The following is a 15,452-nucleotide window of genomic DNA, read 5'->3' on the forward strand; positions in this document are numbered from 1 at the left end:
GCGGGGCGGCGAAGGAGCCGGCGCGTGGCGCGGACGGCGCAGGTGCGGCCGGGCGCGGCCGCTGAGCTGCGACGGATACGGCGGCGCCCGCCGCGGGTGCGACGGGCGGGCCGGACGGGAGGGGTACGGGCCGGGCGACTACCGGTCCAGTACCGCATCGGCGAGGAACGCGAAGACCTCCGCGTCCGTGCCGGCGTCGAAGAGATAGAAGTGCCCGCCGGGGAAGATGCGCTGCTCGAACCCTGCGGCGGTGTGGTCGCCCCAGCCTTCGATGGTCTCCAGCGGAGCGCGGACGTCCGTCTCGCCGACCATCACGGTGATGGGGCTCTGCAGCAGCGGGCCCACCGTCATGGCGTGCTGCTCCCACAGGGCGAAGTCGGCGAGCACGGTCGGGATGAGGGCGTCCATGGCGTCCTCGTCCACGGCCACCTCCTCGTCGAAGCCGCCGAGGCGCATGACCTCGGCACGGAACTCCTCCTCCGACAGGTTGTGGATCTTGGGGCGGAGCGCGGCCGCGGCGGGTGAGGGCTGCGCGGACAGGAACAGGCGGTCCGGGCGGGGGCCGCCCCGGGCCTGGAGGAGCTGGGCCACCTCGTACGCCAGCAGGGCACCGCAGGAGTGGCCGAAGAAGGAGAACGAGCCGGTCAGGAGCGGGCCGAGAGCCTCCGTCACGTCCCGGACCAGCGGGCCGACCTCGGTGGCCGGGTCCTCCAGAATGCGGTTCTGACGGCCGGGCAGCTGCACGGCCACCACCTCGATGTCGGCGGGCAGGGCGGGCACCCAGTCGGCGAACGCGCTCGCGCCGCCGCCGGCGTGCGGGAAGCAGAACAGCCGGTGCCGGCTGCCGGGGCGGCGCGCGCGCCAGATGAACGGGCTCTCGAGAACCAGGCCGGAGCGCTGGCGTATGTGTGTCGTCATGACCCCTCGACAGAATCGGGAAAACGTCCGGCGAAATGCACGGACGGGAAAGCGGAATTCGCCGTTCAAACGATTTCCGTGGTGCCGTGCGTGCCGCAGGGGCACGGTGCACAGGAATGGCTTCCCGATGTTATGAGCGAGAGTCCGGAGAGGCAAGGAACATCCCCACGCCGGCACGGGGCCGATTTCGTGACTACCCCGCTTCCTGACCTGTGGGAATGCAGAATGTGTCCGATTCCCGGAGAATTTCGGTGACGGTCGCCGATGCTTTTCCGAGTCCGGTCCGAGTTGTTTTCGAGTGTCTTTCGAGCCGCTTTCGAGCGGAGGCGGTCGTATGGGGGACGCGCGGGGCGGGAACGGCGCGAGGGCCGTCCGGGCGGGTGCCCGGACGGCCCCAGCGGTCGCCCTGTGTGGGCGTCCGCAGCCGCGATGTCCGACGGCTGCTCGGTCCGTCCTTCCGGCCCGGATGACGACCGGTCAGAGGCCGGGCCGGGCGAGGGGGGCGCGCTCGGCGCGGTGGACCACGATGTCGCCGCTGCTGGTGCGGACACGGACGTCGACGCTCGCGCCGCTCTCCCCCGTCCCGTCGGCGGTGTCCAGCATCCGGTGGATCGTGCCGGCCTGCGCGTCGGCGTCGAGCCAGGCGGCGGTGCCCTCGGGGATGCCCACCTGGATGTTGCCGACCCGGGTGCGCAGGTCGACCCGGCCGTGGGCCTCGTCGATGCAGATGTCCCCGGTCGCGCAGGTGGCGGTGACGGCGGCGCGGGCGATGCCGATGGAAACGGTGCCCTCGCCGGTCTTCAGCTGCGCCTCGCCGGTGATCTCGTCCAGCTGGGTGAGACCGTCGGAGTTCTTGATCAGGGCGGTGCCGACGACGGCACCGATCCGCAGTTCGCCGGTGCCGGTGGCGATCTCGGCGTCCCCGGTGCGGACCACAGTGATGTCGCCGTTGTGGGTGCGCAGTTGCACCGCGCCGGCCTGCTCGATGCGGATGTCGCCGTCCTGGACCGTCACACCGCACTCCCCCATCGCCCCCGCGCTGGTGACGGAGCCACGCGCGGCGGTCGCGTTGAGCCGGGAGCCCTGCGGGAGTGCGATCTCCACCCGCACCCCGCCCGGAGCGCCGTTCAGCACCCGCCCCTTGGGCGTCTTGACCAGCAGCTTGCCGCCCGTGCAGCCCACCCGGGTCTGCTGCGCCGCCTGCACATCGGCCTCGGCGGCAGAGGCCGGGTGGACCTCCACCACCGTGTCGGTGCGCTGCGAGGCGATGATCCGGACGGTGCCGGACTCCAGGTGGACGGTGGCGGTGATCGGCTTCGGGGTCTCGAAGGTAGGCATGCTTTCCCATCCTCAGTCTGATTTCTCGCCCCCGCCGTTGGGACGGGTGCGCTGGGCCGGTCGGTGTGTGTCGGCAGGTGGGCAGCGGAGGGTGACCGGCTGTCAGGTGGTCGACAACCGTGGCCGCTGATGGGTGGTGGGGGTCAGAAGGCGCCGAGCCCGCCACAGACGTTGAGCGCCTGGGCGGTGATCGACGCGGCGCTGTCCGTGGTCAGATAGCCGACCAGCCCCGCGACTTCCTGCGGGGTGGCGTAACGGCCGAGCGGGATACGGGCCTCGAACTGCTGCTGGACGAACTCCTCCGTCGTCTCCCACGCCGCGGCGTAGCCCTGGCGGACCCGCTCGGCCATCGGGGTCTCGACGTAGCCGGGGCAGACCGCGTTGACGGTGATGCCGTGCGGGGCGAGCTCCTTGCCCAAGGCCTTGGTGAAGCCGACGACGCCGTGTTTGGAGGCGGAGTACGGGGCGCCGAGCAGGACGCCCTGTTTGCCGGCGGTGGAGGCGATGTTGATGATCCGCCCGTGCCCCGTGCCCGTCATGCCGCCGTTCCTGAGGACTTCACTGGTCACCAGGAAGACACCGTTGAGGTTGGTGTCGACGACGTCGTACCAGAGTTCGTCGGCGAGGTCGGCCGTCGGGCCGCCGCCGCTGCGGCCGGCGTTGTTGACGAGGATCCCGAGCGGGCCGAACGCGGCCGCGGCGGCCACCAGTTCGGAGACCGACTGTCGCGAGCGGACGTCGGCGCCGGTGCCGTGGGCGTCGATGCCTTCGCCGCGCAGGTCCTCGACCGCCTGGTCGACCTGCTCTCCGGTGCGCGCGCAGATGAAGACGCGGTGGCCGCGGTGGCCCAGGTCGCGGGCGACGCTCAGGCCGATGCCGCCCGTCGCGCCGGTGATCAGGGCGGTGGTCCGCGCCGTTGCCGTCATGGGGTGAGCCTCCACGAGCCCGTCGGAGTGGGGGTCGGTGCTCCGGCAACGTAGCTGGCGGAGCAGGGCCGTTCGCGGTTCCTGAGGCAGGCGTGGGCCGGTCCTCGACCACCTCTCGAGCCGGGCACCTCCGGGGGTGCGGCCGCAGGGCGGTGCGACACCGTCAGTACGCCCGGCGGCGGTGCGAGGCCCCGCGGTACGGGCGTCCTCAACGCGGGCGGGGACGGGGCTGGTGCCCGGGGAGGGGGCGTTGCGGGCGCCTCATCCGGTTCTCGAGCCGCGTCCGAGCCGTCGTCATTTCAATGACAAGGGACGCAAGAGCGCGTCCCGGGACTGCGGTGGGGGCGGATCCCCTCGCCGCGGCTGACAGGGGGAGTCGGAGTTGCTGATCAGACTCATAGGTCTCGTCACCATCGAGCACGAGGGTCTTGCCCCGCTGCACGTGTCCGGCGGCCAGGCGCAGACGGTACTGGCGCGGCTGGTTCTGGAACGGGAGTCGGGCACCGTGCGCGAGCATCTCGCCGACACCCTGTGGCCCGAGGGCCTGCCCGACACCTGGGCCTCGGCGCTGCGGGGCGTGGTCAGCCGGGTGCGGGCGCATCTGGCGAACCCGCTGCAGCGTCCGGGCGAAACGCCACTGGTGTCGCAGAGCGGCCGCTACCTGCTGCGGCTGCCTGAGGGTGCGGCCGTCGACGTGGAGGCCGCCGAACGGGCGGTCGCACAGGCGGAGGCGGCGCTGGCGGACGGCGGGCATGCGACGGCGCAGCAGCTCTCGGCGGGCGCCGTCGCCCAGTTGCGCGGCTCGTTCCTGCCCGCCCAGGAGGGCGAATGGGCGGGCGGAGTGCGCGAGCGACTGGAGGATCTGCGGCTGCGCGCACTGGAGTTGGCGAGCCTGTCGGCCGCAGGGCTGGGCGAGGAGCATCCCGCGCTGCGTTACGCCGAGGAGGCGGTGCGCCATGCGCCGCTGCGGGAGAGCGCCCACCGCTGCCGGATGACGGCACACGCCGCCGCCGGCAACCGGGCTGACGCCCTGCGCGCCTACCACCGGCTGCGAGAGGTCCTGGCCGAAGAACTGGGCATAGACCCGGCGGCCGAAACGCAGGCCGCCTACCTGGAGTTACTGCGCTCCGGCCGGCCCGCCGTGCCGCGGCGACGGCCCGCGGCCTGCCGGACAGGCGGCACGGTGCTGGACCCGGTCCTGCTGGGCGCGTTCGAGGCATTGCCCCGCCCGTCGGGCAGCCCGCCCCGGCGGGTGGGCTGACACCCCCGCCCGCCCGCGCGGAGGGACGGGCGCACTCGTCGCGGGCACATCCGCGCCGTGCGGCCGGCGGCCACGGACCAGCTGCGCCCGTCCGGCGCCTCCTCACCCCGTCCGCCGGGGGGCAGGGCGGTCGCCGGTGGCCGGGGAGCGTGTTGCGCCGCTGTTGCGCGCCGCACGGTTTCGTTGACTCCCGACAGCCGGCTACGGGAGTGGGGGACGGACATGACGACGGTGCCCGGCAGGCCGGTGCGCCGCGGCCACACCGCGGAGCACCCTCCCGGGGCCGGTGACACCTTCCACCGGTTGCTCCTGGGCGAGACGATGGTGAGCTCGGGCGGCTACTGGGAGGACGGCGAGGACCTGGTCGAGACGCTGGACGAGGCACAGGAACGCAAGCTCGACCGGCTCGTCGAACTCGCCGGCGCCACCGGAGCCCGCCGGGTTCTCGACCTCGGCTGCGGCTGGGGCACCCTGCTCAACAGGCTCACCGTCGTCCACGGTGTCGAACACGCCGTGGGCCTGACGCACAGCCGTATCCAGCAGCGGTTCGTCACCGGCTTCGGCAACCCTCGTATCTCGGCCCGCGTCGAGGACTGGCAGGACCACGTCCCGGGCGGCCCCTACGACGCGGCGTTCGGCATCAACACTCTCGAACAGGTGGTACCGGCAGGGTCGGCACGAGACGAACGCGCGGCCCACTACCGGGCGTTCTTCACTTCGGTGGGCACGGCGCTGCGGCCCGGGGCGCGGCTGGTCCTGGACATCCTCACCGCACAAGTGCCACGGGCGCACGGCCGCCGGCCGGTGGTGGATCTCGCGTTCCTGCGCCGTGCCGGATCCCCCTTTCCCACCGGCCACATCCCCCGCCTGCACGAGGTGGTGCGGGGCGCCGCCGGATCGTTCGACGTCCTCGAGATCGTGGACGAACACGCGTCGTACGCGCGGGCCTGCCGGGCCTGGCTCCAGCGTCTGGCCCGCTGCCGGGACGTGGCCGTGGTCCTGGGGGGCGAGGACGCGGTGGCCCGCTACGAACGGGGGCTGGGCATCCTCGCGAATGCGCTGGAGGACCGGATCCTCAGCAACGTCCGCATCACCGCGGCCCGCCGCTGACACCCGGGCGCCCGATGCCGGAGAGGGACGGGGGCGGTCCGCGGGGGCGGCCGCTCAGCAGCGGGGTGGGACGCCGAGCGTGTGCTGCTGGAGGGGGTGCGGTCAGCGTAGGGGCGGTGCGCTGCCGCGGCGGACGGGCCCGACCGGTCGCCGAGCGCGGCTCGGCCTCTCCCGACCGGTGGCGGGTCATCGGCCCCAGGAGTCGTCCGCCGTCAGGTCGTCACCGCGGGGCGGAGGTGTGCACAGGCGACAGGCCCTCCTCCACCCGGACGGTCCCGCTCGGCGCGGTGTGCCGGTCCGGTGCGGCCGCCCGTTGGCCGGCGGCGGCGTACACGGCCAGGAAGGTGGCCAGGCCCCGCGTCCCGGGGCGGGCGGACAGGGCGGACAGGGCAGTGAGGGGCACGCTGTGGCGCAGCCGTGCGCACAGGGCAGCGTGTGTACGCAGGGCAGCGGCGGTCACCGCTCCCGCGTCGCGGTCCGCCGGGCCGGTGCCGGACATCCGCAGGGCCTCCGTCCGGGCCAGGGCGAGGAGTCGGGCCGTGCGTTGCTGCGTCGTCGCCTCGGGCATACCCCCAGGGTCGCGCCCGGCACTCGAGGCCTTCTCGACTCCCGGTCGTGCGCCCGCCCGCCAAGGCCCACGGGGGGCGGGTAGTGGCGGGTCAGGTGCGGTCGCGAGTGGCGGTGTGGAGGCTGCGGGCGAGCCGGACGGTGTCGCCGGTGTCGCCGGTCAGGACCACGACCCGGGGCCGTGCCCCGTGCCTGGTGGCCAGCCGGGCGGTCTCGCAGGCGATGGTTCCCTGCCCGGACAGGGCGCCCAGGACGAGGGGGCCGCCGGCCCGGGTCCGTGCGGCGAGCGCGGGCGCCCAGGCGGCCGGTCCGCCGGACGCGGTGGCCAGCAGGACGAGTTCCTCGGGTCCGGGGTAGGCGTGCGCGAGCCGGTCGTGGAACACCTCCGGCCTGCCCGGCGCCTGTAGCAGGGCAACGGTGCCCGCACCGGGGTGCCGGGCGCGCCGGAGCACCGTCAGCGCCGGCCCGGCGGCGGGGATGTGCGTACTGCTGCCGGTTCCCACCGGCAGAGCGCCGGATGGAGGGCCGGCGGCGGGAAGCAGCTGGAGGACCTGGGCGACGGTGGTGGACTCCCCCGCCCGGTGCGGGAGTTCGCGGAGCAGCAGGCGGGTGTTCCGGGCGAGGGCCTCGGCGGCGAGTGGTGCCCGGCTGTAGGAGGCGGTCATCACCAGGCGCCGTGCTGTGTCGTGGTGTGCGGTCAGCGCGAGCGGGAAACCGCGGTGGCCGGCCGGCGGCGGTACGGGCTCCACCCGGATTCCCAGGGCGGCGAGTTCGCTCTCCAGCGTGGCCCCGAGCGGCGGGTGGGTCTCGAACGCGAGGAGGCTCCCGGGCGCCGGCGGCTGCCCGGTCCATGCGTGGATCTGGCCCGCCGACACCCATTCGTACCCGGCCATGTCCAGTGCGCGGTCGCGCAGTTCGGCCAGCAGCGCGGGCACGGTGGCCCGCGGGTCGACCCGCACCGACAGCGGCTGCGGGCCGCTCAGCGCGCCGGGCAGGCGATCCACCCCCTCCAGGCCGATGCCGCGGCCCGAGACGGTGGTGCTGAACCGTACCGGCGCCGCGCCCGCCTCTCCGCCCGACCGGTACAGCAGCAGCGCCCACACGGCCTGAAGCACCGTGCTCTCGGTGACTCCCCAGAGGCCGGCCCAGGCAGCCAGCGCCCTGCTTTCACTCGGGGTGAGCCCGAAGCGAACACAGCCGCAGGCGTCCCACGCCTCCCCTCCGACCGCGCTCACCTCCCCGGCGGGCACGTCCGCTTCCGCCGCCTGCGTGTTCAGCCCGACGGAGGGTGACTGCGTCCTCAGCCCGACGGCAGGCCGACCGGTGGACCCCTCGGCCTCGGCCGCCGGTTCGATGGCATCGCCGGTGAACCTGCTTGCACCGGCCGCAGGTTGTGGGGCGTAGGTGATGAACTCCTGCCCGCCCACGGGACCATCGTCGCCGGGCAGGCTGCGGGTGAAGAAGTCGTTCGCGGGAGTGGTGTCCTGACCGGTGAGCCAGCGCAGGTAGTCCCCCATGTCGGGGCGGCGCTGCCCGCCCGGCAGGCGGCCGTCGGCGAGGTAGGCCCGGCAGATCTCGCGCAGCAGCAGGCGCACACTGAACGCGTCGAGCAGGGCGTCATGGTACGTGAGGAGCAGCCGGCTGGGTCCGACGGCGGGCGGACTCGCCTGCGCGTCCAGGACGGTGATGCGCAGTGGTCCGGGACGACGCGGATCCAGGCCGCGGCGGCGGTCGCGTTCGAGGAGTGCGGGCCAGGCGGCGGGGGTGCAGGGCAGACGCTGCACCTCGGTATCGACATGGTCGTGGATCAGGGTGGCGGGGTCGGGGCCGTCGTCGAAGGCGGTGCGCAGCACGCTCTCGCGGGCCACGACGGACTGCCAGGCGGACGTGAACCGTTCGGGATCCAGCGGCCCGTGCCAGTCCCAGGCGAGCTGCCCCACCTGACGTCCGGTGCCGGGGTGGGCATCGGCGTCGGCGAGCAGTTCCCGCTGGAGCGGCGTCGAGGCGACACTGCGGGCCGGCCGCACGCCGACCGTGCCGGGGCGGGTGAGCAGATCGGCCAGCAGACCGAGCGGGAAGTCACCGGGTGCGGCGCCCGCACCGGCGGTGAAACGCAGGCTGTGGTGCTCCGGGCCGTGGGCGGTGAGTACCGGGCACCAGACCGCGGCGGCCGGATCGCGCAGCGCGATGCCGTCCAGGGCGTCCTGGACACGGGCGCCGTCCATCGCGCCGTACAGCTCCAGGGCGGGCAGCCCGGGGGCGGGGGCCGGGCCGAAGTCCACGACGACGGCCGTCGGTTCGTTCCGCGTTCCGCGTGCGAAGGGGCTGCTGCTCATCGTCTCTTCGGGGACGCGCCGGAGAAGACCCCGCCCTCCTCCCTGGGCGACAGCGCTGAACGAGTATGTGCGGACCCGCCGACACAGCCCTGACACCGGGCCGACACGGCACTCGTGCCCCGGACCGACCCGATCGGCAGAAGCGGACGCGAACGGGTGAGGTGCACGAGGGGCTGTGTCCGGACGCGGCGCGGGCCGGGTCCGTCGGGAGCGCTTTCCGCCGGCCGAGTCGGCCGGCAGGCCGGGCGTTCCGACAAACCGGGGGGCTCGGGAGGGCCGGGGAGGGCCGACAGGCCGGACGGGCCGACGTCCTGAAGGGAGCGGGCGATTCCGGCCAGGAAGCCCCTGCCTTCCGGCCAGGTGGGAGGGTGTTTGAGCCAGGTGAGCGACCGTTCAGGCCAGGTGGCGCGGGCTCGAGGGTGTCATCAGGCCCCTTGGAGGTCCCGTCCACGGCGGGTGGAGGGAGCGGGGCCGATGCCCTGTGTCTGCGTAGCGTGCCAAGAGGCAGAAGTGGACACGAGCACGAGGAGCTCGCCATGGAAGTACCCAGATTGGGGAAGCAGGCCGACGCCGCTTCCGTCGACGACGCCTTCCATGTCTTCGACACCACGCTGCGCGACGGCGCGCAGCGTGAGGGCATCAACCTCACCGTCGCGGACAAGGTGGCCATCGCCCGGCACCTGGACGAGTTCGGCGTGGGCTTCATCGAGGGCGGCTGGCCGGGTGCCAACCCGCGCGACACCGAGTTCTTCGCCCGCGCGCAGCAGGAGATCACCTTCCGGCACGCGCAGCTGGTCGCGTTCGGCGCCACGCGCCGCCCCGGCGCGCAAGCGGCAACCGACTTGCAGGTCAAAGCACTTGTCGAATCCGGCGCGCCGGTGATCTGTCTGGTGGCCAAATCGCACGACCGGCATGTGGAACTGGCCCTGCGCACCACCCTGGACGAGAACCTCGAGATGGTCCGCGACACCGTCACCTTCCTGCGCGAGCAGGGCCGGCGGGTGTTCGTGGACTGCGAACACTTCTTCGACGGCTACCGCGCCAACCCCGCCTACGCCAAGTCCGTCGTCCGCACCGCCGCGCAGGCCGGCGCCGATGTGGTGGTCCTGTGCGACACGAACGGCGGCATGCTGCCCGCCCAGATCCAGGCCGTCGTCTCCACCGTCATCGCCGACACCGGCGCCCGGCTCGGCATCCACGCCCAGGACGACACCGGATGCGCCGTGGCGAACACCCTCGCGGCCGTCGACGCCGGTGCCACCCACGTCCAGTGCACCGCCAACGGCTACGGCGAGCGGGTCGGCAACGCCAATCTCTTCCCCGTCGTCGCCGCGCTGGAACTGAAGTACGGCAAAAGCGTGCTGCCCGACGGCGCGCTGACGGACATGACGCGCATCTCGCACGCCATCGCCGAGGTCGTCAACCTCACCCCCTCCACCCATCAGCCCTACGTGGGAGTGTCTGCCTTCGCGCACAAGGCCGGTCTGCACGCCTCCGCGATCAAGGTCGATCCGGATCTCTACCAGCACATCGCCCCGGAGCAGGTCGGCAACACCATGCGGATGCTCGTCTCCGACATGGCCGGACGCGCGTCCATCGAGCTGAAGGGCAAAGAACTCGGCATCGAGCTCGGCGGTGACCGCGCACTGATTGGCCGGGTCGTGCAGCGGGTCAAGGAACGCGAACTCGCCGGCTACACCTACGAGGCCGCCGACGCCTCGTTCGAACTGCTGCTGCGCGCCGAAACCGAGGGCCGCCCCCGCCACTACTTCCACATCGAGTCCTGGCGGGCCATCGTCGAGGACCGCCCCGACGGCACCCACGCCAACGAGACGACCGTGAAACTGTGGGCCAAGGGCGAGCGGATCGTCGCCACCGCCGACGGCAACGGCCCCGTCAACGCCCTGGACCGGGCCCTGCGCCGGGCACTGGAAGGCCCGTACCCCGAACTCGCCAAGATGGAGCTCGTCGACTACACGATCCGCATCCTGGCCGGGGAGCACACCACCGAATCCCGGACCCGCGTCCTGATCTCCACTGCCGACAGCACCAGCGCCTGGACCACCGTCGGCGTCGCCGACAACATCATCACCGCCTCTCTGCAGGCACTTCAGGACGCGTACGGCTATGGCCTGTTGCGCGCCGGAATCGAACCCGAAACCGGACCCGCGCACTAGCCCTGGCCCCGGTTCTCCGCCGGCCCGCCCGGGGCAGGACCTACCGGGCCGGGCCGGCGCACCCGGGGCTGGGGGGCCTGCGGCCTGGGACGGTCACAGCATGCGGACTGCGGACTCCGCGTGCTGTTTGGCGAGTTGCAGGGTGGCGGTGGACCGGCGGCCGACTGCTTCGCGGACCCGGCGGCGGGCGAGGGCGATACACGCTGCCGGGCCGTCGCCCGGCAGGTCGCGTACGGCCTGTTCGCACAGCAGCATCCGCTGTTCGGCAACGACCGTGACCCCCCGCTCGTCGGGCAGGACCGACCACTCCCCCGTGTGGGCGGCGACCAGGGCCGCCGGGGCGGTCTGTTTGTGCACGATCCGCCCGGCGTGCGGGAAGCACATCCGTACCGACTCGGTGGTGTGCACCGTCCCGCCCGCGGCGCGGGTGTCCATCGACATCACCTGTACGCCCGGCGCCTGTTCCACCCACTCCAGTCGTTCCACATGGGGCACCAGACGGGGCCAGTCGCCGACCCGGTACAGGAAGTCGTACACCAGCTCCGGGGGGCCGTTGACGCGCAACGAGTCCGCGAAGGTCAGCTGCAGCGCACTGCGGGTGCCGGCGTGTTCGGCGAGGTGTTTCAGGCGGGCCAGCGCGGTGCGGGTGGCCTCACCGGTGGCGCGGGCGATGCGGGCGGCGTCGTCCGGCCGGTCGCCGGGGAGGGTGAACTCGTGCAGCAGGGTCAGCAGGCTGCCGCCGCCGTCGCGCTCCTGCACGCCCCAGATCCCGGTCATGCTGTCGGCCGGGGCGGGCGGGTCGAGGCGGCGGAAGGTGATCCGGCGCCGGTGGGGGTCCAGCACCCGGTGGGACAGTCGGCAGGCGACGCGGCCATCGGCCCGTTCCCACATGCGCAGCCGCTGGGAACGTCCGTCGGCGTCCAGCGGCTCGACGTGGACGGTGGCCGGGAACAGCAGCGGCCACTGCACCGCGTCGGCGATCAGCTCGTAGACGGCTTCGGCCGGTGACGCCACCTCGACCGAATGCCCTGCACGGTGCACGCGCTCACCTGACATCACGTTCTCCTCACGGCTGTTGGGCCGGCGACCGTGGTCCCGCCCGGCGCCTTTCACCGTCGACCGGTGCGCTCGAGGAGTCCTCGAAGAGTGCTCGACCCGCGCGCCGCACACTCGCCCTGTCCCCGTGAACACCCCGGGAGGGGAAGAGGAAAGGCAGGCACCATGCCCACCGAGATCCGCACCCGACCCGCCGCGCGGACGGCGGAGTTCGGCCTGCTGTACGCGCAGGTCCAGCAGTTCTACGCGCACCAGTTGCAGCTCGCCGACGCCCAGGACGGCGAACGCTGGGCGCAGACGTTCACCGAGGACGCCGTCCTGGTGGCCCCGCTGCCCGGCCGGCCGGTACGCGGCCGATCCCGCCTCGCCGCCCGGGCTTCGGGTCCGGCGGGCCGGGACACGGCCGGTGCCGGCACCCGGCGCTGGATCGGCATGCTCGAGGTCCATCCGCAGCCCGACGGGACCCTGTCCACCCGCTGCAGCGCGCTCGCCTACAGGGCGGGCAGACTGCACGTGTGCGCAATGCAGGACGTCCTGGTCCGCTCCGGCAACACGTGGCGCATCCGGCACCGGCTCCTGACCCGCGACGACGACCACACCTGCCCCTGACCCGCCCCGCCTCGGTCCCCCTGGCCTCCGGGCGCCGGCCGGGCACTCCGGCAGGCGGGCGGGCAGCCGGTCCGTGTCGGGCGTGCCGGTCCGTGTCCGGCAGGGCCGGCGGCCGAGGGATCAGGCGGCGTAGAGGCCGTAGGTGGAGGTGCGCCGCGGTGAGCTGACCTGGTCGAGTGCCGGGTCGACAGTGAGCATCGCCTGGTGCAGCCGCTGGAGCTGCGGAGAGGGCTCGACGCCCAGTTCCTCGATCAAGCGGGCGCGGAGGCTGCGGTACACGTCCAGCGCGGTGGCCTGTCGGCCCGACCGGTACAGCGCCACCATGGCCTGGGAGTGCAGTCCCTCGTGCCGCGGGTGACGGGTGATCAGGTCACGCAGTTCGGCGATGAGTTCACCGTGCCGGCCCAGGCGCAGGTCGGCGTCGATCCGCCGCTCGACGGTGACCAGCCGGCTCTCCTCCAGCCGCATGACCTCGATCGCGAGGACCGAACCGGCCCGCACATCCACCAGAGCCGGGCCCTGCCACAGGTCGAGCGCGGCGCGCAGGAGACTCGCCGCACGGTCGTCCTCACCCTGTTCGAAGGCTTGTTGGCCACCAGTCACCAGATGCTCGTAGCGGTGCACGTCGACCGCCTGCGGCGGGATCTGCAGCAGATAGCCGCCGTGCCTGGTGGCCAGGACCTCCTTGGCCGCCCCGGGGGCATCGGGCCCCATCGCGGTGCCCAGCCGGCGGCGCAGTTGCAGGACATAGGTCTGCAGGGTGGTCAGGGCACTCTGGGGCAATTCCGTTCTCCAGAGCTCTTCCATCAGCGTGTGCACGGGCACGATCCGGCCCGGATTGAAGGCGAACAGGGCGAGCAGCTGGCGCGGCTTGCCCGCGGTCGGAACGATCGAGACCCCGTTGACGTCGACGCGCAACGGACCCAGAACCTGAATCTCCACGGTTTCCTCCCCTACCGGTCGAGTTCCTCGGTGGCTCGAATCCTTCGGCCGATACGACGCTAGCGGGCAGCGGGCCCTGTCCCCCGGTCTCTGGACCCGTATTCGAGCGGCCCTCCAGAGACCGCGGAGATCACCACAGCCGGATTGCGCCGCCTCCCGCGAAAGGCGAGAGCGGGGGCCTCGTGGAGGCCTGGCGTGGCGAGCTGGAGGATGGGTTCACGGCCCCTCGAAGACGACTCGCGCAGGTCGGCATTGCATGCGGGCGGCAGCTATCGTCCAACTGTCCTGACCCACAGCGTCGACGGAGTGAGACATGCGCCTGCGCCTGTTCGTGTTCCACCACGCGGGTGGTTCGCATCTGATGTACCGCGACTGGCCGGCCCACTTCCCGGCCGGCTGGCAGGTCCGCACCCCCGACGCACCCGGCCGCGGGCCACTCGACGCGCGGCCGCCGGTCGCGGACACCGCGGCGCTGGTGGAACACTTCCTGCACGAGCTGGGGCCCGAACTCACCGGCCCCTTCGGCCTGTTCGGGCACAGCATGGGCGGCGTCGTCGCCTATGAGCTGACCCGCCGGCTGCTCGCCGAGGGCCGCACCCTGCCCCGTTGGGTGGGCCTGTCGGCGCGCACCGCCCCGCGCCCCGACGGCGAGGCAGTCGGCCGCCACCTCCTCGACGACGCGGCACTGCGCCGCGAACTGGCCGCCATGGGCGGCACCCCACCCGCCGTGCTCGACGACGCCGAACTGTGGGCCCTGTTCGCCCCCGCCATCCGCGCCGACCTGCGGGTGGCGGAGACCTGGCGCCCCGACCCGGCCGCCGCACCGCTGCCGGTACCGCTGTCGGTGTACGGCGGCACCCACGACACGACCGCGCCGCCCGACCGGCTCACCGGCTGGGCCGCCCGGTCCCGGCACTTCCTCGGCCTGCACCTGTTCGACGGCGGCCACTTCTACTTCCAGAACGACCCCACCGCACTGACCGCACAGATCACCCGGGACCTGCGCCACGCCCTCAGCCTCCCCGCCCCGCCCGCACCCGGGATCCTGCGATGACCCGCCCAGCCCCCGCTCCCGTCGCGGACACAGGGCCGGGACCGGAGCCGCAGGCCTGGGCGGGAGCGGCGACCCGCGGGGCGGAGACGCCTGCGGGTGTGGTGTTCCGGCTGCTGGGGCCGGTGGACATCCACGACGGGCCCACAGGCACCAGCGTCGTACCCGCGGGCTCCAAACAGCGGGCCCTGCTCGGCGCGTTCGTCACGCACGCCGGTGAACTGCTGTGCACCGACCGGCTCGTGGAAGAACTGTGGGGCACCGAGCCCCCCGCGAACGCGCCCAACGCCCTGCAGGCCCACGTCGCCCGCCTGCGCCGGCTCCTGCCCGAACCCCCCACTCCGGAGCGCGTCCCCGGCGAGGAGGGGCGGGCGAGGATCACGACCCTGCCGGCCGGGTATCTGCTGAGCCTGGGCCGGGCCACCACCGACGTCCAGCACTTCGATCTGCTCTGCGCACAGAGCCGGTCGGCGGCGGCCGGCGACCCGCATCGCGCCGGGGACCTCCTGCACCAGGCACTGTCCCTGTGGCGCGGCCCCGCCCTGCAGGACGGCCGGTACGGGCCGATCGGGAGCATGGAGGCCGACCGGCTTGAGGAGCAACGTCTCACCACCCTGGAAGCCCTGTACGAGTTGCGACTGCGCTGCGCCCGGCACAGCGAGATCACCGGCGAGTTGGAACGGCTCACGGCCGGCCACCCCCTGCGGGAACGCTTCTACGACCTGCTGATGGTCGCCCTCTACCGCAGCGGCCGGCAGGCCGAAGCCCTGGGCGTCTACGAACGCGCACGCCGCAGCCTGGTGAGCAGCCTCGGCATCGAACCCGGACCCGCACTCCACGCCCGGATGCAGGCCATCCTCCACCAGTCCCCCGGTCTGTCCACCCCCCACGGCACCGGCACCGCTCCGGACGCGGGGCCGCAACAGCCGCACCTGGACAGCGAGATCGCACGTCTCCAGCAGCGAATCGACGAACTCGACCGCCAGCAACGCGCGCTGCTGCACCGCTTCGACACCCTCACCGCTCACCAGCTCCACGCCTCCTGACGTCCGGACCACGCCGTCGCCCGAGAGCGGGGCAGGCAGAGAGCCCGGCAGGAACCACCACCGCGACCGGTGCCCGTGCTGTGAGCGAGCGCTGCAACTGGCAGGCGAGTGTCGA

At 73.2% G+C, this 15,452-nt stretch carries 13 protein-coding genes; 6 read left to right on the forward strand and 7 right to left on the reverse strand.

Annotated elements, in window-relative coordinates:
• Positions 1 to 138 precede the first annotated feature (138 nt).
• From OHA05_RS01080 to OHA05_RS01090, 3 genes are all read right to left on the reverse strand, one after another.
• Complete coding sequence (locus OHA05_RS01080; RefSeq protein ID WP_327685979.1) at positions 139 to 918, reverse strand: thioesterase II family protein; 780 nt, start codon at positions 916 to 918, stop codon at positions 139 to 141.
• Between the two features lie 477 nt (positions 919 to 1,395).
• Positions 1,396 to 2,256 (reverse strand): DUF4097 family beta strand repeat-containing protein, encoded by an 861-nt coding sequence (locus OHA05_RS01085; RefSeq protein ID WP_328859489.1) that lies wholly within the window; start codon positions 2,254 to 2,256, stop codon positions 1,396 to 1,398.
• 143 nt (positions 2,257 to 2,399) lie between these two features.
• Positions 2,400 to 3,182 (reverse strand): SDR family NAD(P)-dependent oxidoreductase, encoded by a 783-nt coding sequence (locus OHA05_RS01090; RefSeq protein ID WP_328859490.1) that lies wholly within the window; start codon positions 3,180 to 3,182, stop codon positions 2,400 to 2,402.
• A gap of 382 nt (positions 3,183 to 3,564) precedes the next feature.
• Here OHA05_RS01090 and OHA05_RS01095 point away from each other — a divergent pair, with 382 nt between their 5' ends.
• Both OHA05_RS01095 and OHA05_RS01100 read left to right on the forward strand, forming a co-directional pair.
• Entirely contained in the window at positions 3,565 to 4,443 is an 879-nt protein-coding gene (locus tag OHA05_RS01095) for an AfsR/SARP family transcriptional regulator (protein WP_328859491.1), read from the forward strand.
• 222 nt (positions 4,444 to 4,665) lie between these two features.
• The gene (locus OHA05_RS01100; RefSeq protein ID WP_328859492.1) at positions 4,666 to 5,553 is read left to right on the forward strand and encodes an SAM-dependent methyltransferase; all 888 of its coding nucleotides are present in this window, start codon (positions 4,666 to 4,668) and stop codon (positions 5,551 to 5,553) included.
• A 220-nt stretch (positions 5,554 to 5,773) separates the two neighbouring features.
• Here the strand turns inward: OHA05_RS01100 and OHA05_RS01105 are convergent, their stop codons facing one another.
• On the reverse strand, positions 5,774 to 6,121 hold the full coding sequence (locus tag OHA05_RS01105) for a hypothetical protein (protein WP_313948351.1): 348 nt from the start codon (positions 6,119 to 6,121) through the stop codon (positions 5,774 to 5,776).
• A gap of 91 nt (positions 6,122 to 6,212) precedes the next feature.
• Positions 6,213 to 8,456: a condensation domain-containing protein gene (locus tag OHA05_RS01110; RefSeq protein WP_328859493.1), complete on the reverse strand. Its 2,244-nt coding sequence runs from the start codon at positions 8,454 to 8,456 to the stop codon at positions 6,213 to 6,215.
• Positions 8,457 to 8,992: 536 nt separating this feature from the next.
• On the opposite strand from OHA05_RS01110, the gene cimA reads away from it, so the two are divergent.
• The gene (gene cimA / locus OHA05_RS01115) at positions 8,993 to 10,633 is read left to right on the forward strand and encodes a citramalate synthase (RefSeq protein ID WP_328859494.1); all 1,641 of its coding nucleotides are present in this window, start codon (positions 8,993 to 8,995) and stop codon (positions 10,631 to 10,633) included.
• Between the two features lie 93 nt (positions 10,634 to 10,726).
• Here the strand turns inward: cimA and OHA05_RS01120 are convergent, their stop codons facing one another.
• The gene (locus OHA05_RS01120) at positions 10,727 to 11,689 is read right to left on the reverse strand and encodes an aromatase/cyclase (protein ID WP_313948348.1); all 963 of its coding nucleotides are present in this window, start codon (positions 11,687 to 11,689) and stop codon (positions 10,727 to 10,729) included.
• Positions 11,690 to 11,854: 165 nt separating this feature from the next.
• On the opposite strand from OHA05_RS01120, the gene OHA05_RS01125 reads away from it, so the two are divergent.
• Positions 11,855 to 12,298 carry a nuclear transport factor 2 family protein gene (locus tag OHA05_RS01125; protein WP_328859495.1) on the forward strand — a complete coding sequence of 148 codons (444 nt, stop codon included), beginning with the start codon at positions 11,855 to 11,857 and terminating at the stop codon, positions 12,296 to 12,298.
• Positions 12,299 to 12,418: 120 nt separating this feature from the next.
• Here the strand turns inward: OHA05_RS01125 and OHA05_RS01130 are convergent, their stop codons facing one another.
• Positions 12,419 to 13,240 carry an AfsR/SARP family transcriptional regulator gene (locus OHA05_RS01130; protein WP_328859496.1) on the reverse strand — a complete coding sequence of 274 codons (822 nt, stop codon included), beginning with the start codon at positions 13,238 to 13,240 and terminating at the stop codon, positions 12,419 to 12,421.
• Positions 13,241 to 13,553: 313 nt separating this feature from the next.
• On the opposite strand from OHA05_RS01130, the gene OHA05_RS01135 reads away from it, so the two are divergent.
• Both OHA05_RS01135 and OHA05_RS01140 read left to right on the forward strand, forming a co-directional pair.
• Positions 13,554 to 14,294, forward strand: a complete 741-nt coding sequence (locus OHA05_RS01135) for a thioesterase II family protein (protein WP_328859497.1) — start codon at positions 13,554 to 13,556, stop codon at positions 14,292 to 14,294.
• Positions 14,291 to 15,337 carry an AfsR/SARP family transcriptional regulator gene (locus tag OHA05_RS01140; RefSeq protein ID WP_328859498.1) on the forward strand — a complete coding sequence of 349 codons (1,047 nt, stop codon included), beginning with the start codon at positions 14,291 to 14,293 and terminating at the stop codon, positions 15,335 to 15,337. The genes OHA05_RS01135 and OHA05_RS01140 overlap by 4 nt, the downstream gene beginning before the upstream one ends.
• Positions 15,338 to 15,452 lie beyond the last annotated feature (115 nt).

Origin of the sequence: Streptomyces sp. NBC_00306 (assembly GCF_036169555.1) — a bacterium.
In the GTDB taxonomy this organism is placed as follows: domain Bacteria; phylum Actinomycetota; class Actinomycetes; order Streptomycetales; family Streptomycetaceae; genus Streptomyces; species Streptomyces achmelvichensis.